Source organism: Falsibacillus albus (assembly GCF_003668575.1).
GTDB lineage: Bacteria > Bacillota > Bacilli > Bacillales > DSM-25281 > Falsibacillus > Falsibacillus albus.
Genome location: NZ_RCVZ01000003.1, coordinates 182212 through 204100, shown reverse-complemented (window position 1 = coordinate 204100; position 21889 = coordinate 182212). Strand labels below are relative to the sequence as shown.

General features: G+C 42.3%; 16 protein-coding genes. 14 read left to right on the top strand and 2 right to left on the bottom strand.

What is annotated here, in order from left to right; all coding sequences use genetic code 11:
• Positions 1–162: 162 nt before the first annotated feature.
• From D9X91_RS05995 to mobB, 7 genes are all read left to right on the top strand, one after another.
• On the top strand, positions 163–777 hold the full coding sequence (locus tag D9X91_RS05995) for a PH domain-containing protein (RefSeq protein ID WP_121679674.1): 615 nt from the start codon (positions 163–165) through the stop codon (positions 775–777).
• 85 nt (positions 778–862) lie between these two features.
• Positions 863–1249: an SMU1112c/YaeR family gloxylase I-like metalloprotein gene (gloA2, locus tag D9X91_RS05990; protein WP_121679673.1), complete on the top strand. Its 387-nt coding sequence runs from the start codon at positions 863–865 to the stop codon at positions 1247–1249.
• A gap of 453 nt (positions 1250–1702) precedes the next feature.
• Positions 1703–4660 (top strand): formate dehydrogenase subunit alpha, encoded by a 2958-nt coding sequence (fdhF, locus tag D9X91_RS05985; RefSeq protein ID WP_121679672.1) that lies wholly within the window; start codon positions 1703–1705, stop codon positions 4658–4660.
• On the top strand, positions 4653–5195 hold the full coding sequence (locus D9X91_RS05980; protein WP_121679671.1) for a DUF1641 domain-containing protein: 543 nt from the start codon (positions 4653–4655) through the stop codon (positions 5193–5195). The genes fdhF and D9X91_RS05980 overlap by 8 nt, the downstream gene beginning before the upstream one ends.
• Positions 5196–5349: 154 nt before the next feature.
• Positions 5350–6150, top strand: a complete 801-nt coding sequence (gene fdhD, locus D9X91_RS05975; RefSeq protein WP_121679670.1) for a formate dehydrogenase accessory sulfurtransferase FdhD — start codon at positions 5350–5352, stop codon at positions 6148–6150.
• A 4-nt stretch (positions 6151–6154) separates the two neighbouring features.
• Complete coding sequence (locus D9X91_RS05970) at positions 6155–7447, top strand: molybdopterin molybdotransferase MoeA (protein ID WP_121679669.1); 1293 nt, start codon at positions 6155–6157, stop codon at positions 7445–7447.
• Positions 7417–7932 (top strand): molybdopterin-guanine dinucleotide biosynthesis protein B, encoded by a 516-nt coding sequence (gene mobB, locus D9X91_RS05965; protein ID WP_121679668.1) that lies wholly within the window; start codon positions 7417–7419, stop codon positions 7930–7932. Before D9X91_RS05970 ends, mobB begins: the two co-directional genes overlap by 31 nt.
• Before the next feature lie 448 nt (positions 7933–8380).
• On the opposite strand, the gene D9X91_RS05960 is transcribed toward mobB, so the two are convergent.
• Both D9X91_RS05960 and D9X91_RS05955 read right to left on the bottom strand, forming a co-directional pair.
• Positions 8381–10717: an FtsX-like permease family protein gene (locus D9X91_RS05960; RefSeq protein ID WP_121679667.1), complete on the bottom strand. Its 2337-nt coding sequence runs from the start codon at positions 10715–10717 to the stop codon at positions 8381–8383.
• Positions 10717–11397, bottom strand: a complete 681-nt coding sequence (locus tag D9X91_RS05955) for an ABC transporter ATP-binding protein (RefSeq protein WP_199738080.1) — start codon at positions 11395–11397, stop codon at positions 10717–10719. Before D9X91_RS05955 ends, D9X91_RS05960 begins: the two co-directional genes overlap by 1 nt.
• Before the next feature lie 707 nt (positions 11398–12104).
• On the opposite strand from D9X91_RS05955, the gene D9X91_RS05945 reads away from it, so the two are divergent.
• The 7 genes from D9X91_RS05945 to gnd all read left to right on the top strand — a co-directional run bounded on the left by D9X91_RS05945 (position 12105) and on the right by gnd (position 21756).
• Positions 12105–13463: a glycosyltransferase gene (locus tag D9X91_RS05945; RefSeq protein WP_121679665.1), complete on the top strand. Its 1359-nt coding sequence runs from the start codon at positions 12105–12107 to the stop codon at positions 13461–13463.
• Positions 13464–13507: 44 nt separating this feature from the next.
• Complete coding sequence (gene galU, locus D9X91_RS05940; protein ID WP_121679664.1) at positions 13508–14398, top strand: UTP--glucose-1-phosphate uridylyltransferase GalU; 891 nt, start codon at positions 13508–13510, stop codon at positions 14396–14398.
• Positions 14399–14595: 197 nt separating this feature from the next.
• Positions 14596–15945 (top strand): UDP-glucose dehydrogenase family protein, encoded by a 1350-nt coding sequence (locus D9X91_RS05935; RefSeq protein ID WP_121679663.1) that lies wholly within the window; start codon positions 14596–14598, stop codon positions 15943–15945.
• A 55-nt stretch (positions 15946–16000) separates the two neighbouring features.
• Complete coding sequence (locus D9X91_RS05930) at positions 16001–16804, top strand: YusW family protein (RefSeq protein ID WP_121679662.1); 804 nt, start codon at positions 16001–16003, stop codon at positions 16802–16804.
• Positions 16805–17165: 361 nt separating this feature from the next.
• The gene (locus tag D9X91_RS05925) at positions 17166–18149 is read left to right on the top strand and encodes a nuclease-related domain-containing protein (RefSeq protein WP_121679661.1); all 984 of its coding nucleotides are present in this window, start codon (positions 17166–17168) and stop codon (positions 18147–18149) included.
• 1164 nt (positions 18150–19313) lie between these two features.
• Positions 19314–20753, top strand: a complete 1440-nt coding sequence (gene zwf / locus D9X91_RS05905) for a glucose-6-phosphate dehydrogenase (protein WP_121679657.1) — start codon at positions 19314–19316, stop codon at positions 20751–20753.
• 109 nt (positions 20754–20862) lie between these two features.
• Positions 20863–21756: a phosphogluconate dehydrogenase (NAD(+)-dependent, decarboxylating) gene (gene gnd / locus D9X91_RS05900; protein WP_121679656.1), complete on the top strand. Its 894-nt coding sequence runs from the start codon at positions 20863–20865 to the stop codon at positions 21754–21756.
• Positions 21757–21889: the final 133 nt, after the last annotated feature.

The window sequence follows — 21889 nt, the reverse complement described above, 5'->3', positions numbered from 1 at the left end:
GTAAATTCTGGGTATAGATTCAGAAGGTGAGTAATTATGCACGTTTCAAGTCAGCTGCATGGAGTAAAAAGGAAATAAAATAGTGAATAATCAGTTTATATGCTGTTGTGAATTTTGTTAAAATTATGTAGGTGAAGTGAAAACGAAAGGATGAGAGGATACATGTTTAAGAAAATTGCTTCTGACGCTCTCGGATTATCAGATATCGGGACTATCATAAGCCCGTCAGACTACGATAAAACCGATGCGGATGACTATGTGATGCATGAAGATGATGAAAAAATCTACTTTTTGATTAAAACGAAAGCAGATGAATACTGCTTTACGAATCTAGCAGTTATCCATGTGGACGGTGAAAATGCGATTTCATCCAAAAGAACGCTTAAGCGCTATCCATATTCACAGCATAAAATCTCCAGCGTGTTCCTTGAGACTGCCGGCAAAATCGATATGGACGTTGAAATCAAATTCAAACTAGGGAACGAAAGCTTCGATATTGATGTGAGAAAGGATCAAATCGAGCAGTTGAAAGATTTATATAAATCCCTATTGCGTATTGCGGAAATCACACATGAAAATGGCATTTTCATGGATATGGCCTCCCAAAGTCTTGATAAAGCCGCTGCAGTTCTTCATAATTCCAGAACCGAAGACATCAACTTGGCCAATACCTACAAGGAGCTGACGGATTTCGGTTTCACATGGATGACTTCCGTGAGGGAGCAGTACCATGAAAAGGATTTTGGGGAAGTCTTTGAAAAATATATAAATAACTAATTTTTAGACTCGGAACCTGCACAATGTCATGCAGGTTCCTTTCAGCTTATCGGGACTATGATCCGAATTGTTGAGGAGGAAAAAAATGAACTTAAAGAAAATACACCATGTAGCCATCATTTGTTCCGATTACAAATCTTCAAAGGAATTTTATGTGGAAGTTCTAGGCTTGAAGATTAAAAAGGAAGTGTACCGGCAGGACAGAAAGTCTTATAAGCTCGATCTCTCTGTTGGAGGGGAATACCAAATCGAGCTCTTTTCTTTCCCGGATCCACCGGAAAGAAAGAGCTATCCTGAGGCGGCGGGCCTGCGCCATTTGGCATTTGAAGTCGATGACCTGATTGATGCAGTTGAGGAGCTCGTTCAAAAAGGGATTGAAACCGAGCCGATAAGAGTGGACCCTTTTACGGAAAAAAGATTTACCTTCCTAGCCGACCCCGATGGACTTCCGATAGAATTGTATGAAAGTTGATGTATCAAATCGTGGCTGTATAGGTGAACTTTTTCATTGGTATGTATTGATTAAATCGAGATAGTGGGAATTAATTCTTGGTGTTGGTGGGAGTGGAAGAAGCGAGACTTTGGAGGGCTCAACGCGCGCCACTCGGAAAGCGAGCATCCTGAAGCGGAAATCAACGTTATCCTATTGTGAATAGCAGCAAATTTCGAGAAAACATCTTAATAAAGCTCATAAAACCCTTCGATAAAAAGGAAATTTAAGCTCAAACGCGAATAAACTTACTTACCCCTTAATTTCTCCCGAGCAGAATCATGCAATCAATTTCATTGGAAACTCTTAAAGAATTGAATAAATCTATACGAAAATAGATACGCTTAATAATGTTTTATTGCTGATCTGCAGGGGTATTTTATAGAAAGCGGTCTCGATTTTCTGAAATTTTTTCAATAGAGAGGGGTTGTCAATGTGTCAGATAAACTGCACATAAAAATTAATGGCCATGAGATGGAAGCGGACGGTGAGCAAACGATTCTCGAAATGCTTCTGAACCGTTCAATCGAGGTTCCAAATGTATGCTACCACCCAAGCTTGGGGCCAATAGAAACGTGTGATACTTGCCTCATCAATGTGAATGGCGAGCTCGTGAGATCCTGCTCCACTACATTGAAGGATGGAGATGTCATCGATACAGAATCTCCCCATGTAAAGGAAGCCCAAGCAATCGGGATGAATAGAATACTAGGGAATCATGAGTTATATTGCACCGTCTGCGATTACAATAACGGATCGTGTGAAGTACATAATGCTGTAAAAGAAATGAATATCAATCATCAGACGATACCGTTTGAGCAGAAGCCATATGAAGTGGATGATTCGAATCCGTTCTATCGATATGATCCGGATCAATGCATCCTGTGCGGCAGATGTGTAGAGGCTTGCCAGGATGTCCAGGTGACCGAGACCCTCACGATTGACTGGGAGAGGGAGAAGCCAAGGGTCATCTGGGATAAGGATGTCCCAATCAACGAATCTTCTTGTGTTTCCTGCGGTCATTGTTCCACGGTATGCCCGTGCAATGCAATGATGGAAAAGGGGATGGAGGGAGAAGCAGGTTATCTGACCGGCATCGAACAGAAGACGCTGCGCCCCATGATTGAAATTACGAAAAACGTCGAGACAGGCTATGGTTCGATCCTGACGATTTCCGATATGGAATCGGTCATGCGTGAAGAAAAAATCAAGAAAACGAAGACGGTGTGTACGTTCTGCGGTGTAGGCTGCAGCTTTAATATTTGGACAAAGGGAAGGGAAATCCTCAAGGTGGAGCCGCAGCTCGAATCGCCTGCCAACGGAATTTCCACCTGTGTGAAGGGGAAATTCGGCTGGGATTTCGTCAATAGCGAGGAGCGACTGACAAAACCTTTGATCCGTGAAGGTGACACCTTCCGGGAAGCTGAATGGGAAGAAGCGTTGAGCCTTGTATCACGGAAGTTCAAGGAAATAAAAGAAGAACATGGTCCGGATGCACTGACCTTTATCAGTTCTTCCAAATGTACGAATGAAGAATCTTATTTAATGCAAAAGCTTGCCAGGGGAGTCATCGGAACGAATAACATCGACAACTGTTCCCGCTATTGCCAAACACCTGCGACGATGGGATTGTCCCGCACCGTCGGATATGGAGGCGATGCCGGGACGATCAAGGATATAGAAACAGCAGGGCTTGTATTGATCGTTGGCTCCAATACAGCTGAATCACATCCGGTCCTGGCGACGAGAGTAAAACGTTCACATAAATTGAAGGGACAAAAGCTGATCGTCGCGGATATCCGGAAGCATGAAATGGCGGAAAGATCTGACTTGTTCATCCAACCTCGCCCGGGTTCTGACATTGTATGGCTCTCAGCAGTAACGAAATATATCATTGACCAAGGCTGGGCAGACGAGCAGTTCCTGAGAGACAGAGTGAACGGGATGGAAGAATACGTAGAAAACCTTCAAAAATTCACATTGGAATATGCAGAAGAAACAACAGGGATCAGCAAAGAAACATTGATCAAAATCGCCGAAATGATACATGGAGCGAAAAGCGCCGTCATCCTCTGGGCGATGGGTGTCACCCAGCATTTGGGTGGAAGCGATACGAGCACGGCCATCTCCAATTTGCTGCTGGTCACAGGAAACTACGGGAAACCTGGTTCCGGCGCCTATCCATTACGCGGACATAATAATGTTCAAGGAGCAAGTGATTTCGGGAGCATGCCAAACCAGTTTCCTTCCTATGAAAAGGTGAAAGATGATAAAGTGCGTGCTAAATACGAACAGGCATGGGGCGTGAAAATCCCGGCTGAGCCAGGGTTGAACAATCATGAAATGATCAAGGGAATCCATGATGGAAATGTGAAGGCGATGTATGTGAAAGGAGAAGAAATGGGGGTTGTCGACTCAAACATCAACTTTGTCCATGAAGCCTTTGAAAAACTTGATTTTTTCGTCGTGCAGGATATTTTCTTTTCTCGGACCGCTCAATTTGCAGATGTCGTCCTTCCAGCAAGCCCAAGCTTGGAAAAGGAAGGAACCTTTACAAATACCGAGAGGAGGATTCAGCGGTTGTATAAAGTTTTCGAGCCGCTTGGAGACTCAAAACCGGACTGGGAGATCATCATGGCAATCGCAAATCAGCTGGGGGCGGAATGGGATTATAGCCATCCAAGCGACATCATGGCAGAAGCCGCTCAGCTTGCCCCTCTTTTTGCAGGGGTCAATTACGAGAGGCTGGAAGGGTATAAAAGCTTATGCTGGCCAGTCGACGCGGATGGTTCTGATTCTCCATTGCTCTTTAAAGAAGAGTTCCCATTTGATGATGGAAAGGCGAAGCTCTATCCGGTCGATTGGACCGAACCGCTGGAATATGCGGAAGAATATGATATACATGTAAACAATGGACGTTTGCTCGAGCATTTCCATGAAGGGAATTTGACTTATAAGTCTGAAGGGATCAAATCGAAAACGCCAAGCACCTTCCTGGAAGTTTCACCGGAACTTGCAGAAGAGAGAGGGCTGAAGGATGGTACCCTCGTCCGCCTCTCCACTCCGTATGGAAATGTGAAGGTAAAGTGCCACATAACCGATCGTGTAAAAGGGAAAGAAGTATATTTGCCAATGAATGATTCAGGTGAAGGGGCAATCAACCTGCTGACAAGCAGCCATGCGGATAAAGATACCGATACACCAGCCTATAAGGAAGTAAAGGCCAAGTTAGAGATATTGAGTCAAGAGGGCGTCAATCCGCTTCCTAAGATTAATCATCGATACGGCAACCCGCAGCCGCAAAAAGGTGTGGAGGTACAACGTAAATGGGAGCGTCTTGATTATGTATTTCCAGGTGAATTGGTGAAAAAGGAGCGGAAGCAGCATGGCTAAAGCCATTACCCAAGTCCATAAAAAACAAATGACAGATGAGGAAAAGCGGAAGAAAGATCTGCTCGAAATTGAAAATGCTTTGCTCGACAATAAGCAGGCGATCATGGAGTCCCTCCAGATTATCAATCACATGCAGGAAAGAGGAATCCTTTCCTTGCTGAGCGGACTTTTCGGCCAAGGAGATAAGGTGCTCGACGTTCTGGTAAAGGCAGTTGACAAACCAGAAAATACGAACACGATCAAAAATCTCCTGCTGCTCGTTGGCGTTTTAGGGAAGCTTGATGTCAAGCATCTCGAGCCAATCTTGCTTAAGGTGAATGCAGGAATTGAACGTGTTTATGAGCATGGTGAGGAAGACAATCAGAAGACAGGTTATTTTGATATGGTAAAGGCCTTAAAGGACCCGGAAGTGAATCGTTCGGTTACACTTATACTTAACTTCTTAAAGGGAATGGGTGCGGATACAGAACCGTTCGAACGGAACACACAACATCCTGTGGACCATATTAGAAACAGGGAAGAATCCGGGGATTAATTCCGATCAAACTGAAACAACGGACTTGCCGGCTGCGGTAAGTCTGTTTTTTATCAGGGATGATTCTTGAAAGGATTTCTTAAAGATCGTTCCTTTCCTCAAACCTTTCTGAGGAAACAAGCTTAATGAGTAGGAAGTTGAAGGAGACATAGCGATGAAACCGGTTGAAATAAAGAGAGAAATTATCCGCGTGGAAGATGGAATCAGTGAGCCCGTCGAGGACGTGATTGTCACCGAATATCCGATAACGGTGAAAATCAATGGAGAAGAGTTCGTGACGATGGTCTGTACGCCGGAGTACATAGAAGATATGGTGATCGGATATTTGGCATCGGAAGGAATCATTCGCCATTATGATGAAATCAAAGACATGTGGGTACAGGAAAAAGACGGATATATCCACGTGAAAACCGATAAACCGAACCCGTTTTATCAGCAGTTCCAAAATAAGCGATACATCACTTCCTGTTGTGGAGGGAGCCGTCAAGGTTTTGTATTTATCAATGATAAATTGACTGCTAAGAAAATGACGGAGAAAACAGTAATCCTTACACCGGAGGATTGTTTGACTTTGATGAAAAAGCTTCAGCAATCTGCGGTTACATTTCAAAACACAGGCGGAGTGCATAATGCAGCCTTATGTACACAGAATGATATCTTCGTTAGCCGGATGGATATCGGAAGGCATAATGCATTGGACAAAATCTATGGATATTGCCTGAAGAACGGCATTCCAGTCGATGATAAAATCATTGCGTTCAGTGGACGGATCTCTTCAGAAATATTATTGAAGGTAGCTAAAATAGGCTGTGAGGTCGTCCTTTCCAAATCTGCCCCGACCCAGCTTGCGTTGGAATTGGCGGACGAACTCGGTATTACCACGGTTGGATTCATCCGCCATCGATCCTTGAACATATACACACATCCACAAAGAATACAACTAGAAAAGGAGTGAGAGGATGCTTGAAAAAAGAAATCCGATCCCCGTCAGCCGGGCAGTTAGCTTGGTAATGGAGGCTGCAGGAACAGGGACTGTAGAAACCGTGTCCATATTGGCTTCACATGGAAGGGTATTGGCTAAGGACATCATCGCCGATCATGATATTCCGCTGTTTGACCGATCCCCGTATGATGGTTTTGCCATCCGTTCGATTGATACAGCTGATGCACGATCCGGGAATGGGGTAACTTTGGAAGTCATAGGAGAAATCGGGGCAGGAACGGTATTTCCCATAAAGGCAGGTCCATTTCAGACGGTCAGGATCATGACCGGGGCCCCGATACCGGATGGGTGCGACGCCGTCATCATGCTCGAATTAACAAAGGAAATAACCAAGGACAGCCAAACATTCATTGAAATAAAACGCTCGTTAAAAGCAGGCGAAAACATTTCTTTTCAAGGAGAAGACACGAAAAAAGGCACTATATTAGCTCAAAAGGGTGCATATATAAATGCAGGAATCACGGCTTTACTCGCAACGTTCGGCTCCCGTGATGTCCCCGTGGTTTCCAAGCCTGTCATCGGGGTTCTCGCGACAGGCAGTGAACTGGTTGAAGTGGAAGAACCGCTGGAGCCAGGGAAAATCCGGAACAGTAACGCTTATATGATCATAGCCCAAATTGAAAGGGCGGGAGGCAGAGGAGTCTATCTCGGTAAGCTTAACGATGATAAGGAGAAGTGCCTTGAAGCTGTCCAAAATGCTCTTTCCGATGTTGACCATTTGATCACAACCGGCGGCGTTTCCGTAGGGGACTATGATTATCTGCCGGAAATTTATAAAGAAATGGGCGCTGAGGTATTATTCAATAAGGTTGCGATGAGGCCAGGAAGCGTCACGACCGTAGCGAGAATGGGCAAGAAACTCCTATTTGGATTATCTGGAAATCCGTCAGCATGTTATGTAGGGTTCGAGCTCTTTGTACGTCCGATAGTCCGTTCGACCTTACTCAGCGAGCGGCCGCATCTTCGCAAGGTCAAAGGGGTTCTTGGAGAAGATTTTACAAAAGCAAACCCGTTTACTCGGTTTGTAAGGGGCAAAATAGAGATAGATGATAATGGGACACTCGTTGCCTCACCTACTGGATTCAATAAATCAAGCGCCGTTTCATCATTGGCGGATACGGATGTGTTCCTAGTCCTTCCTGGTGGGACAAGGGGTTATCAGAAGGGCATGCTTGTAGATATCTTATTACTGGATGATCAGCAAGGAAGTGAATGGCCATGGGGGAATATTGTCCCATCTTACAAATAGTTGGATATCAAAACAGCGGAAAGACCACACTGATGCAAAAGCTGATCGTACATGCAAAAGAAAAGGGTCTCTCCGCCGCTTCTATAAAACATCACGGACATGGCAGTGGGCTGGAAAATAGTGGCTCTTCCAAGGACAGTTCCTTGCATTTCCAAGCAGGAGCTTTGGTTTCAAGCGTCAACGGAGAGGGAGTCTTACAGCTATCTGCCAGAATCGAGCAATGGGGCCTTGATGACATCATTGAATTATATCGATTCTTCTTACCGGATCTCATTTTCATTGAAGGGTATAAAAATGCATCTTATCCAAAGGTTGTTTTGATAAGAAACGATGGAGATTTTCACCTATTGAAAACATTAAAAAATATTATGTGCATCATCAGTGAAGTGCCTATCTCCGAAGATGATATTTCTTTTGCCCCCATATTCTCAAGAAAAGAAGAAAAGAAGTTTTTCGAATATATCTGGAGGGAAATAACAAAATGAAAACCTTTTCCCGAATGAGGGAAAAGGATAATATTACCCCTTGAACATTAGCAATATTCTGATTAAGGTCGTGTTAGAAAGCATATTATTCATTTAATTAAAAATAGGCTATTAAACATAGTACGTTTTTACCGATATTAATATTAATCGAGCAAAATAGTCCAAACTGTTCAGTTCGAAATCCGCCTCATTCCCCTTTTATTCCCTTTGAAGGAAAGAAGGGTCAATGAATCTATGGTCGGAATGAGGCATATGGATACGAACCTATATGGAAGAGGCAAGATTAATTAAAATGAAAGTGAGTGAATAGCATGTCCGCGATTATGGATATTTGCAAATCAATTTTTACATGGATGCACATTGGTGTCCTGACAGTTACAACATCATTTATTTATTATCATGTTTTCAAGCGCCAAAAAAAAACTGATGGATATCATAACTGAAATGATCAAAGGATATCCCGAAGATTATGTTTGGCTGCTTTCATGACCGGAAGAATACTAGAACATACTCCAATGAATAAGCTGATTAACAACCACACAATGCACCCTCTTGTAGATAAGATCGGTGGAATCCTTGTGTGTATTAAAGCCTCTCCAATCTTCCATCCCAATATCATGTCCAACGGATAAGACATGGCTGCTGCCAGCATCCAGCTAATCAGGGATATGATAATGCTTTCCCCCATGAATAACTGCACAATCTTTCGGTTTGTTCCGCCAAGGCTGCGGATGATTCCGATTTCCTGAATTCTTTCATACACACTCACACTCATCGCAGTCATTAAATTAAAGACCCCGACAATGCCGAATATAGCTCCGCTGATGGTTAACGTTCTAACGATTAATGCAATGATTTCTCTCGGCCTCGAATTCATTTCCTTCACAGTATCTGAACCTTCGATATAAATATCATTCTTCTGTAAAAAAGTTTCTCCATCTGTCAGGACTTTAGAAGGGGAGGAATGGTCCTTAACTCCCACCAGGAGCCGATTGAAGGATTGGGCTGAAAGCCACTCGCTATACGCACCTTCATCCATATAAACAGCAGGTCCTTTTAAATCGCTTGATATGATCCCACGTACTTTTACCTTTTTTTGATTGTTCCCTATCTTCAATGTCACGGATTCTCCTGGCTGTAAATTGCCTGCGGTAGCGGCGAAATCCGAATTCACAACGATTGAATCTGTGTTTTTTCGATTGAGCCATTCCCCTTTTAAGAGCTTAGGCTTAATAAACACTGTGTCATGAGGAAGGGCGTAAAGAAGGGCATTATTATTTTCGCCTGATGCGGAAACAACTTCTGTATTCCTCGTAGTCCATCCTTCCACATTTTTTACACCGTCAATCTTTTTCGTCAATGATAAAAGATCGTCTTTATTTAATGAACTTTTTACATCCCATTCGATATCGTATTTCCAAACTTTGTTCATATCATTCATGATGGTGCCCAATGATTGATTCAAGGCCATACATGCAACGATGATGGCACCACCGAAAGAAAGCATGACAATATTTGTGATGACCTGTGTCTTTTTCGAAAAAGCATTTCTGAAAGATAAAAGACTGTAATGAAAAAACAAAGCCTTCTTCTTTTTCTTTTTGGAAGACTCACTTAAACTCGATATGCCATTAAGTCCATGAATAATCGGCTTTTTGGCTGCCTTCAAAATTGGAAGGGCAGATGCAATGAAGGGAATGGTGAAACAAAGGCCAACCATCATTGCCAACAAGTATTCCGAATAGTAATAGGCCGTTGATATTGGATTTAGATTCAGCTTTGTTGCCAAATAAGAAATTGCGTAATTGGAAGCGTAATAGCTAATAGGAAGTGAACAAAGCGTTAAGATCAACCCGATGATAAAAATCATAAATCCATATTGCTTCCATATATGCGTACCTTTTGCGCCAATGACCTTCTGGATGCTCAAGGAGTAGATATTTTCTTTGACTAATCGATGGAATAAATGAGTAATCAGGATAAAACCGAGCAAAAAGGCTAATATTCCAAGTATGATGAGCAGACTCAAAATCGAGTGCACCATTGTTTTTCGGATGAAGAAGGTCGGGCTGCCGTTTTCAGTCCTGTAAATGGAAATGTCCTTGGCTTTTAATTCTTCCTTGGCTTTATTTAGAGCCGTCTTCTTCTGCTTGGCTGACAATCCATGGTCATAAGCCAGTTGTACTTGATTATAGAAGAATGGCTGTCCGATGTTGGAAAGCGTCGATTTTTTGATATAGCCATATCCCAGTCCGCTAAAGGATGTCGGAATCTTCGAGGCATCATCTATGAATCCATCCACTGAAAGAGTCGTATTTTTACTTCCAGGGAATGTAATCGTTACTTTATCGGATTTTGCAAGTCGATAGGTCTTCCCTGAAGCCGAATCAAACCACATTCCGTCCTTACGGATCCCGGTTCCTTGTACAAGGTTGATTTTATTGATTGTTGTCTGAGTATCATCCGGTAGTACAGTCAATTCAATATTATGGAATATTCCATTGATTTTTGCTCTGCTTCTCAACACTGATTTGGATTCAGCGGCTGATATTCCCTCAATTTTATTAAGGGAAGAGATATCCTTATTGAACTTGGCAGTATAAATAGTAGCATCCGCGGCATTGGATGCTTTTTCGCTGTATTGCATCTGGTGTTCGAAACCGCTGCTTGTATTCAATAGTATACCGATGGAGGACAGGCAGAAAATGAGTGAAAAAATCATCAGTCCTGCTTTTGCCTTTTGCTTCAGAAAACTTCTTATCGCAAGCCTTAAATAGATTGGCATTACAGGATCCCCAATTTCCGGGCTTCTCTCACTTGTCCATCCTTCACAAGCAGGGTCCTATCGACTTTATTTGATAAATCCTGATCATGTGTGACCATCACCATGGTTTTACCTTGAGTCACCAATTGTTCAAATAAGGTGAATATTTCCTTTGCGGTTTCTGAATCAAGGTTGCCTGTCGGTTCATCTGCCAGAATGAGCGGTGGATTGTTGGCCAATGCCCTGGCAATGGCTGTACGCTGCTTTTCCCCTCCAGACACCGAATCGGGAAAGAAATCCGCTTTTCGCAAAAGTCCGACATCCTCCAATAGCTTTAATGCACGTTGCCGCTTCTTTTTGCGAAATTTAGAAAACTCCATTGGCAGCATTACGTTTTCTACCAAAGTCAGCGTTGGGAGAAGGTGAAAAGATTGAAACACGATTCCTATTTCCCGATTGCGCCATTTGGCTAGCTTTCTTGAACTTAAACGTGAAATATCTGTTCCGTTGATGATGACTGATCCAGCTGAAGGGGCATCAATCCCGGACAGGATATTCAATAGAGTCGATTTCCCGCTTCCGGATTTTCCAACGATCCCGACAAACTCTCCTTCTAATATTTCAAAATTCACTTGATTCAAAGCATAGTCTTGCTGCTCTCCATTCGGGAAGATCTTCGTGATGTTTTCGATTTGAATCATCTTCTTCCTCCTTCCGAAGACATCCAATTCTATTTTGATAGAATGTCCCCCCATATATAGCATGACGGTATGGCGCCTGCAATAGGAGATAAAAGGGATAGTTCTAATTGTTTCCGGAGCATAATGCAAATGGCATGCATAGTTTCCGTGACTTTCAAGTACATTTATCATTTTTTTACTTTTCCAACTAATCAACTGTGAAATCTTACTCATGAATTCGGCCTTAATATGGAAAAAGAATGGGAAAAAGTCGTTTTTATTAGCTCGCATGACTTATTTTTTTTATGTTCTGCAAGAAAAAAGCTGTAGTGAAGCCTTAAACCAAAAATTTCTAAAATTATTTTTCTAGTTGGAAATTATTATGTTACAAGAATGTTAAGAATATTAATTCCATAGTTTACTCAATATCATCAAGCGTTCAATTGTTTGAAAATTTGATATTTCTCCTAAATCCTCAATAATTATTTCAAAATCATTACATTATGAATGTTATTTGTTGAATAGTTTTGATACCGTTTCCATTGTTGATTTACTAGAATTCCGTAAGAAAACATCGAAAAAGCATGAATTTTGTCACAGGAACAATGACAGATTGCAAGAGGTGGCCAGCTTTCTTAATCTAAACGTGTTGGAACAAGGCATGACGAAAGGAAATCAGGTCAAGAAATTGGCCATCAACATTTTTATAAAAAGAGAGGAGATTGAGAATGGCTAAAGTCGAACAAGATCTGTCCAATGTGACAGATGGAAAAACTATTCAGACTAAGAAGAAGTTTTCCACGAAAGAAAAAGTTTTTGTCATCACATTATTTTTACTTACTGTAACAGCCCTTTTCTATGTAAACTGGACCGCCTCGAGCAAGTTGAATTTGACGATTGGTGTTTATGGATCCGTCATGATCGCTTACTTGCTTGGTAAAATGCTTCTTTCTTTTAGATATCAAGAAGTGTTGGCAGATCCTCCGGATTTAAGTGTTTCGGTCGTTATTCCTTCTTATAATGAAGAACCACAGGCAGTACTGGGAACGATCGAAAGCATCATTAAACAAGATTATCCGGTTCACGAAATCTTCGTAATCGATGATGGGAGTAAGGATGTTTCCGCCTATCATGCTGTTCAAAAGTTTAAAGAAGACTTATTGGCAGGAAGAGGTTCATTTGCAGCTTCATTAAAAAATGATCCTTCATTTAAAATGCCAAACTTGATTGTTCATCGCCTTCCGCAAAACAAAGGAAAACGCCATGCGCAAATCTGGGCATTTGAAAGAGCAACTGGAGACGTTTATATTACCGTTGATTCTGACTGTACAGTATTCTCCAATGCTGTCAGAGAATTGTTGAAACCATTGAATGATCCTGAAGTGACAGCCACTACAGGGCATGTGAATATCCGAAATCGCGAGGACAATGTCCTTACTCGTTTAATCGATATGCGTTATGATAATGCGTTCCGTGTAGAGCGTGCTGCTCACTCGGTAACAAACAATGTTCTTGTCTGCAGCGGGCCATTGAGTGCCTACAGACGTGAAGTCGTTATGAAAAACCTAGACCATTATGGAAATCAAAAATTCCTTGGCCAGCAGGTTCAGCTAGGGGATGACCGTTGTCTGACAAACTATGCAATCCGAGAAGGAAAAACTTTATATCAATCTACAGCACGCTGTATCACGGATGCACCGACTTCCTTAAAAACGTTGATTAAGCAGCAAAACCGCTGGAATAAATCTTTCTTCAGGGAAAGTATGATTGCTTTGAAAATCGGCTTGACGAAACCGAACGTTCTTGTTTGGGTCATGCTTGAAATGTTCTTATGGATCGCATTTGGCGTATCACTTGTATTCTCTATTTATATGACGTCCACTACGATGGGCTGGGTCATGCTCATTTACTACTTGGCCTATGTTGTGATATCCGCTTATGCACGAAATGTGTTCTACGCCTATAAGAAGCCATTTACCTTCTTGATGGCACCGATATACGGAATTTTATTCTTGGTAATCCTTTGCCCGATGCGTTTCTGGGCACTGCTTACTCTTCGTTCAACATCTTGGGGAACACGCGGATAAGCACCATCTATCAAACTATTAACTTCTAAAAAGGAGATGTTCAAATGAGAGTTCGTAAAGCGATTATTCCTGCAGCTGGTTTAGGTACAAGGTTCCTTCCTGCCACAAAGGCACAGCCGAAAGAAATGCTGCCAATCGTCGATAAACCGACCATTCAATATATCGTAGAAGAAGCCATCAATTCAGGAATTGAGGACATCCTTGTCATCAGCGGCAGGGGGAAACGGGCGATTGAAGATCATTTTGACAAATCCTATGAATTGGAAGAAACCCTTTATAAAAAGGAAAAGTATGGACGACTTGAAGAAATCCAGTCCATTTCAAACTTGGCGAACATTCACTATGTGCGTCAAAAAGAACCAAAAGGATTGGGACATGCCATCAATTGTGCAAGCAGTTTTATCGGCAATGAGCCGTTTGCGGTCCTTCTTGGAGACGACATCGTCCGTTCCGAGAAGCCGTGCTTAAAGCAATTGATCGATGTGTTTGATAAATATCAATCCTCTGTATTAGGTGTACAGGAAGTAGACCCTGAAATGGTATCAAAATATGGAATCATTTCACCATTGGAAAACCGTACATTGGATCCAAACCTGCTCGCACTTTCATCTGTAGTTGAAAAACCTGCTGCAGAAGACGCACCATCGAATTATGCCATCATGGGCCGTTATATTCTAACACCTGAAATTTTCAGCATCCTGGAAACATTGCCTCCAGGTTCAGGCAATGAAATTCAATTAACCGATGCCATCAAAATCTTGAATGAAACTCAAAATGTCCTTGCCTATAACTTTTCAGGCAAAAGATATGATGTTGGGGATAAATTCGGTTTTATTAAAGCAACCATTGACTTCTCCCTCGAGCGTCCAGATCTTGGGGACGATGTAAAAGCATATTTGCACGAACTAATCAAAAGTGAGGAATTTGCTTTTTAAAAAGCAGATTCCCGCTCCTTTTTTAACAAGTAAATAGCTATTAAGTTCGTCGAATGAAAGTTTTCCAGCTCTTTTCTTCCTATCTACGCTGCGTTGAAGTGGAAACGTTGCTTAAACAATCCTGCTTTATCAGCTAAATATGAGAAAAGAGCCTTTAACAAACATCACCTAATTACTTCTCATGAGGAGGAATATTCATGAAAATTGCGATCATTGGAACAGGATATGTAGGGCTGGTAACAGGTGTTTGCCTATCTGAAATCGGGCATGACGTTACATGTCTAGATATCAATCCTCAAAAAATCGAGCTTTTGCAAAAAGGAATTTCTCCCATCTATGAACCGGGCCTTGAAGATTTAATGACCAAAAACATTGAAGCAGACCGTCTGCACTTTACTACAAGCCATATTGTCGGCTTAAAGGACAAAGACGTCATCTATATTGCGGTCGGTACACCACAAGGTGAAGATGGTTCAGCAGATCTCACATATATTTACAATGCAGCAAGAAACGTTGGTCAAAACATTACCAACGATGTCGTAGTCGTGACCAAAAGTACAGTTCCATTAGGGACCAACCACAAAGTCCGCGAAGTTGTCTTGGCAAACCTTGAAGGGAACCACTGTGTTGAAGTTGTTTCAAACCCGGAATTCCTTCGTGAAGGTTCAGCCATCCACGACTCTTTCCATGGTGACCGCATTGTCATCGGAGCTGACAAGGAAGAAGCTGCCAACATCATCGAAGAAATCAATAAACCGTTCGGTCTGCCAATCTTAAAAACAAGCATCAGCAGTGCCGAAATGATCAAGTATGCAGCAAATGCTTTCCTTGCAACAAAAATCTCGTTCATCAATGAAATCGCCAACCTATCTGAAAAGGTCAGCGCCAACATTGAAGAGGTTGCTTCAGGCATTGGAATGGATACCCGCATCGGCGATAAATTCTTGAATGCCGGCATCGGATACGGCGGATCATGCTTCCCGAAAGACACACATGCACTTGTTAAAATTTCCGAGGATAATGAGCATGATTTCCATCTACTGAAATCCGTCATTCAAATCAATGATACTCAGAAGACGCTATTAGTTAAAAAAGCCATCGAGCGATTGGGATCATTGGAAGGCAAGAGAGTTGCCATGCTTGGACTTGCATTTAAACCGGAAACGGATGACATGAGGGAAGCTGCTTCCATCGTAGTGGCAGAAAAGCTCGTTGCAGAAGGTGCGGAAGTCGTAGCATACGACCCGATTGCCACTGAAAATGCAAAGAACATCCTGCCTGAAGAGGTCATTTACGCTGAGCAGATCGAAGACGCCATCATGGACTCTGACGTTGTGTTCATCTTGACTGATTGGAAAGAAATCGTGGAAAAAGCACTATTCTTATCCAGTCTCTTCATGAAAAAACCAATCATCTTCGATGGCAGAAACTGCTATAAAGCTGAGGATGCATTGAAAATGCAGGTAGAATATATTTCTGTGGGCAGAGATTCCATTCAGCCGACAGAAGAAAAAGAAGAAGAGTATGTCGTTGCTTCATCATATTAATCAGGACTAGGGAAATGGATGGGAGAAAAAAACAATTAGAGGGAGTGTATTTTGTATGAAAAAAACAGCTTCTATTTTATTATCTGCCGCATTGGCGCTTAACGTAACAGGGGTGGCATCTGCACATGGCTACCAGCATCACCACAAATGTGATGGCCATAACCATGGTGAACACGCAAAAGCTTGGAATGCCGTACATCAATTTGAAGGACAAGCCGTACTTACAGATGGCACTAAATACATGGTTCAGTACAATGAGCATTCCGGTGCTGTGAATGTTATGGTCAAGAAGGAAGATGGAAACAAGAAGTATGTCTTCACTGAAAAAGAAGCGAAAGAACGCGTTGCTGAATTCGTGAAAAGCCTGGATCTTTCAACGAAATTAAGCAAAGAAGAAGTTGTCCAGCGTCTATCTGATGCTTTGGGCATCAAACCTTCCGATGTAGAACAAGTGAAAGCGAATGTAAAATTCGGTCACCATTCACATGTTGCACTTTCTTATAAAAAAGGCGAGAACACGGACCTGCATCTAAATAACATTAAAGATGCAAATGTCCTATTGAAAGGGAAAGATGGCTATTTCTATCATGTTACATATAATATGGAAGAAAACGGTCAATTCCACGCTGTCGTTGAAAAGAAAACAGCAGATGGAAAGCAGGTCCTAAAAGACCAAGCCGCTCTTCAAGAGCTCGCACGCGTGCAGGAAGGCTTGACGCCAAAAGCAGGCACAACCTTGAAAGCTTACATCGACCAAGCAGCTGCCGTTCTCGGCGTACAACCCGAAGATGTCGAACAAGCTAAGTTGGACCTCAACTTCGACCAAGGCACAAAAATCCACTTCGATTATAAAAAATAAGATTGTTTTATGGAACTGCCGGGGATTGCCCCCGGCAGTTTTTTGATGTGTGAGGGTGGAGCTTCGTGGCGGTTTGCCGGTTTGCGCAAAAAAGGAAGCGTTGGACGCAAAAAATCGGAGTTGCGCGCAAAAAAACCGAAGAATCGCGCAAAAAAACAAAGTTAGGCGCATAAATACAGATTTGCGCGCAAAAACAAAACCGGGAGACCTTTAATTAGGTCCGGTTCAGGTATGTCCATAGGAGTTTTGAAAGTTTGAAGTGTTTCTAGAAGCACAACATCTCCACAAAAATGAAAATTTGAAAAGGAATTTAGCGTAAAATATCGAATTAGGAATATAATTTGTTGCTAGGAGTGATGCTTTGTTAGTTAAAGAGCTGGAAAAACCTATTCTTCTTGATCAACTAGAAGCGTTTATCAGTCGTATTCTAAATACATATCCTTCTTGGGATCGGGCTAATGACGATTTTAAAAAAGTTAAAGCAGGTTATAAAGGCGAATTATCTCTTCAATACCCACTTAGTTATCTTCATCACGATAAATATTTCATTCTCCATGATCTTCGTTTATTCACCGGAACACATTTTTTCCAAATTGACGTCTTAATTCTTTCATCGAGGTTTTTCTTAATTCTTGAAGTAAAAAATATGGTAGGACAGATCTGCTTTGACACGCAGTTTGAACAACTCGTTCGTACAATAGATGGAAAGGAAGAGGGATTTCCAAATCCAATAAAACAAATCCAGATGCAGTGCTACAACCTTCAAAAATGGTTGAATCGGACGAAGTATCCAAAGGTTCCTATTGAAACTTTAGTGGTTTTTTCAAATCCCCGTTCCATACTTAGGACGACCAAACATACAGATGACCTCTCAAAAATCATTATTCATACCCCTTCTCTTTTAACCAAAATTCATGAATTAGAAGCAAAATATCAACGAAATTGCCTAAGTTTAAATAAAGTTAAGCACCTCTCGTCAATACTCCTGGAAAACCACATTCCTAATGAAATTAATCTTTTAGAGCGGTATCAATCAAGTAAAGATGATTTGATTAAAGGGGTGCAATGCCCTGGTTGCAAAAAGTATCCCATGTTAAAGATAAAACGTGGTTGGCATTGTCGTTATTGCCAACTAATTAGCAGGGATGCTCATTTGCAAGCACTAAGAGATTACTTATTGCTAGTTAATAAAAAAATTACCAATAATGAAGCGCGGGATTTTCTAAATATCAATTCAAGACACTCTGTGAGGGGGTTATTCAGATCACTATCTATCAAAAGTATAGGTACCAAGAAAGCAGCCAGATATGAATTAGCATTTGAGAAACTCCAAATAAAAGAATAAATTATTATTTGTCCAACTGCCGGGATTGCCCCGGCAGTTTTTTGATGTGTGTATGTGTAGCTTAGTGGCGGTTTGCGCAAAAAAGGCAAAGTTGGACGCAAAAAATCGGACTTACGCGCAATAAATCGAAGAATGGCGCAAAAAACCAAAGTTAGGCGCATAAATACAGATTTGCGCGCAAAAACGAAATTGGGCGATTTTCAATTTGTCTGGCTGCCGGGGATGCCCCCGGCAGTTTTGAAGTGTGAAGGTGATGCGTCGGAGCGGGTACGCGCAAAAAAGGCAAAGTTGGACGCAAAAAATCGGAGTTGCGCGCAAAAAAACAGAAGAATGGCGCAAAAAACCAAAGTTAGGCGCATAAATACAGATTTGCGCGCAAAAACGAAATTGGGCGGTTTTCAATTTGTCTGGCTGCCGGGATGCCCCCGGCAGTTTTGATGTGTGAGGGTGGTGCGCCGGAGCGGGTTTGCGCAAAAAAGGAAGCGTTGGACGCAAAAAATCGGAGTTGCGCGCAAAAAAACAGAAGAATGGCGCAAAAAACCAAAGTTAGGCGCATAAATACAGATTTGCGCGCAAAAACGAAATTGGGCGGTTTTCAATTTGTCTGGCTGCCGGGATGCCCCCGGCAGTTTTGATGTGTGAGGGTGGTGCGCCGGAGCGGGTTTGCGCAAAAAAGGAAGCGTTGGACGCAAAAAATCGGAGTTGCGCGCAAAAAAACAGAAGAATGGCGCAAAAAACCAAAGTTAGGCGCATAAATACAGATTTGCGCGCAAAAACGAAATTGGGCGGTTTTCAATTTGTCTGGCTGCCGCCCCCGGCAGTTTTGAAGTGTGAAGGTGGTACTCCGTGGCGGATCGTGCAAAAAATCGGAGTTGTGTGCAAAAAAACAAATTTTCATACGCAAATTGCAATATTCTCGCACAAGACACTTTTTAACGTGCAGAAACCCAAATATCCGTGCGGAAATAGGCATTTTCTCAAGAAAACTCCATTTTCCGAACATATCCTCCTTCCGGTGCATGACCTAAGTCGTTTTACTTAAAAATCCTCTAACGAAGTAGTATACTTCTCCCTGTTGCAAAAAAATTTACTAGCATGTCAGGCATAATTCGATCGGCGCATTCCAACGTTAGGATGTGCCCGATTACAGTGGAGGTATGTACGATGGACGCAATGACGTTTGTCTTGTTTGGCGCAACAGGGGATTTAGCGAAAAGGAAGATATACCCTGCGCTGTATAATTTATTTTTAGATGAAAAACTTCCTTCTTCTTTTTCCTTAATTGGATTAGGAAGAAGGGAAATATCGAATACTAACTTTCAAAAGCATGTGGAGGAGTCCATTCAAACATTTTCTAGACGAAGCTTGTATGAAAGTGAAGATATTAAAGGGTTTTTACAGGCCTTTCGCTACGAAAGTCTGGATGTCAATCAATTGGGGGATTATGAGCGTCTCAGAGCCGCCGTTGAAGAACTGGAAACAGAGATGAACCTGCCGCAGAATCGGATGTTTTATTTGTCGGTTGCACCGGATTTCTTTGAGATGATTGCGATCAATCTGCACAAGAGCGGGCTGTCTTCTACAAGCGGCTGGAAGCGCCTGATCATCGAAAAGCCGTTCGGAAGGGACTTGGCTTCGGCGCGTCATTTGAATGCCACTTTAAGCCGAGCATTCGAGGAAACTGAAATTTTCCGGATTGACCATTACCTCGGTAAGCCGATGGTGCAAAATCTTGAAGCGTTGGAGTTTGGTAATCCAGTGCTCAAGGCGCTTTGGAACAAGGAGTTTATATCCAATGTGCAGATTACGGCAAGTGAAACGGTCGGTGTAGAGGATCGGGCTGGATACTATGACCAATCCGGTGTCATAAGGGATATGGTACAAAATCATATGATGCAGCTGTTCATGATGACAGCGATGCAGCCCCCGGCATCCAACTCGCCGGAAGAAATCCGAAAAGAAAAAAGCAAGGTGATGGAGGCATTAAGGACAGTCCCGAAAGAGGAAATGGCTGATTATATTGTCCGTGGCCAGTATGAATCTGGCGAGATGAATGGCCACCAAGTTCCGGGTTATACAGAAGAGCACGGTGTCAGTTCAGATTCCATGAATAATACGTTCATGGCGGCAAGGCTTCTTGTGGACAATCCATATTGGGAAGGTGTTCCATTCTATATCCGAACAGGGAAAAGAATGACGGAAAAATCGACGAAAATTGTCATCGAGTTCAAACAAGAGCATAAGCAGGAGAATTTATCGCCGAACCTTCTTGTTATCACAATCAATCCAAATGAAAGTGTCACATTGACCCTGAACAGCAAGAACCCATTGAATGATGGGAAAATCGAACCGATTCATATTGGACATTCGACAAAAACGGAAGAAGTGCCGGAAGCATACGAGCGGCTCATCTTTGATGCGATGAAGGGAGATGCGACCTTTTTTGCACATTGGAATGAAGTAGAGCTTTCCTGGAAGTGGATCCAGCCCATACTGGAGGCCTTTGATAAAAATGCCCTCGCATTGCATAAATACCCAGCAGGTTCGATGGGACCGGATGCTGCAGAAGAATTATTGAAGAAAGATGGCTTCAACTGGTGGTAATCTTCAGGGCATTTCCTATATAATCGTAAAGGGAATAACTCTTGGTTTAAATTATATGTAAACATGAAACATCAACTGCCAGAATCAGCATTTAAGGAGGAAACAACACATGAAAGTAGGATTAATCGGTTTAGGGAAAATGGGTCTTAATTTAGGACAAAATTTAATTGACCATAATCACGAGGTTGCCGCATTCGATTTAAATCAGGATGCAGTAAAAGAATTAAGCAGTTATGGTGCACAGGGGGCTTCCAGTTTAAAGGAATTGGTGGAGTCATTGGATAAACCGCGTGTGCTTTGGGTAATGGTGCCGCATTCAGTGGTTGATTCCGTTCTTGAAGAAGTTACGCCGCTTTTAAGCGAAGGCGATATCGTCATAGAAGCAGGAAATTCTCACTATAAAGAATCCGTTCGCCGCTACAATCAGCTGAAGGAATCAGGAATCAGCTTCATGGATTGCGGGACTTCAGGTGGAATGGAAGGCGCTCGAAATGGAGCATGCTATATGATCGGCGGAGATGAAGAAGCGTGGAGCGTCGTTGAGCCAATCTTCCGTGACACAGCTGTGGAAAACGGCTACCTTTATGCAGGAAAAGCTGGAAGCGGGCATTTCTTGAAAATGGTCCATAACGGCATTGAGTACGGTATGATGGCCGCTATCGGAGAAGGCTTTGAAGTATTGGAAAAAAGTGAATTCGACTATGATTATGAAAAAGTTGGACGAGTTTGGAACAACGGATCTGTCATTCGTTCCTGGTTGATGGAATTGACGGAGCGTGCATTCTCCAAGGATGCCAAACTTGATGACATCAGAGGTGTCATGAATTCTTCTGGTGAAGGTAAATGGACCGTTGAAACTGCGCTTGATCTTCAAGCCGCTACTCCGGTAATAGCCATGTCGCTTCTTATGCGCTACCGCTCACTCGACAATGATACGTTCACAGGCAAAGTGGTTGCGGCGCTGCGCAATGAATTCGGCGGACATGCAGTCGAGAAAAAATAAATTTCTTTTTAAAACGGGGCTGAAAAAGCTCCGTTTTTTATTTTGGCTCTTTTCGAAAATATTTAACTATATCTAATTATTGACAGCTAAAAAAATATACTCTAAAGTATTGTTTATGAATTATAGTTAAACA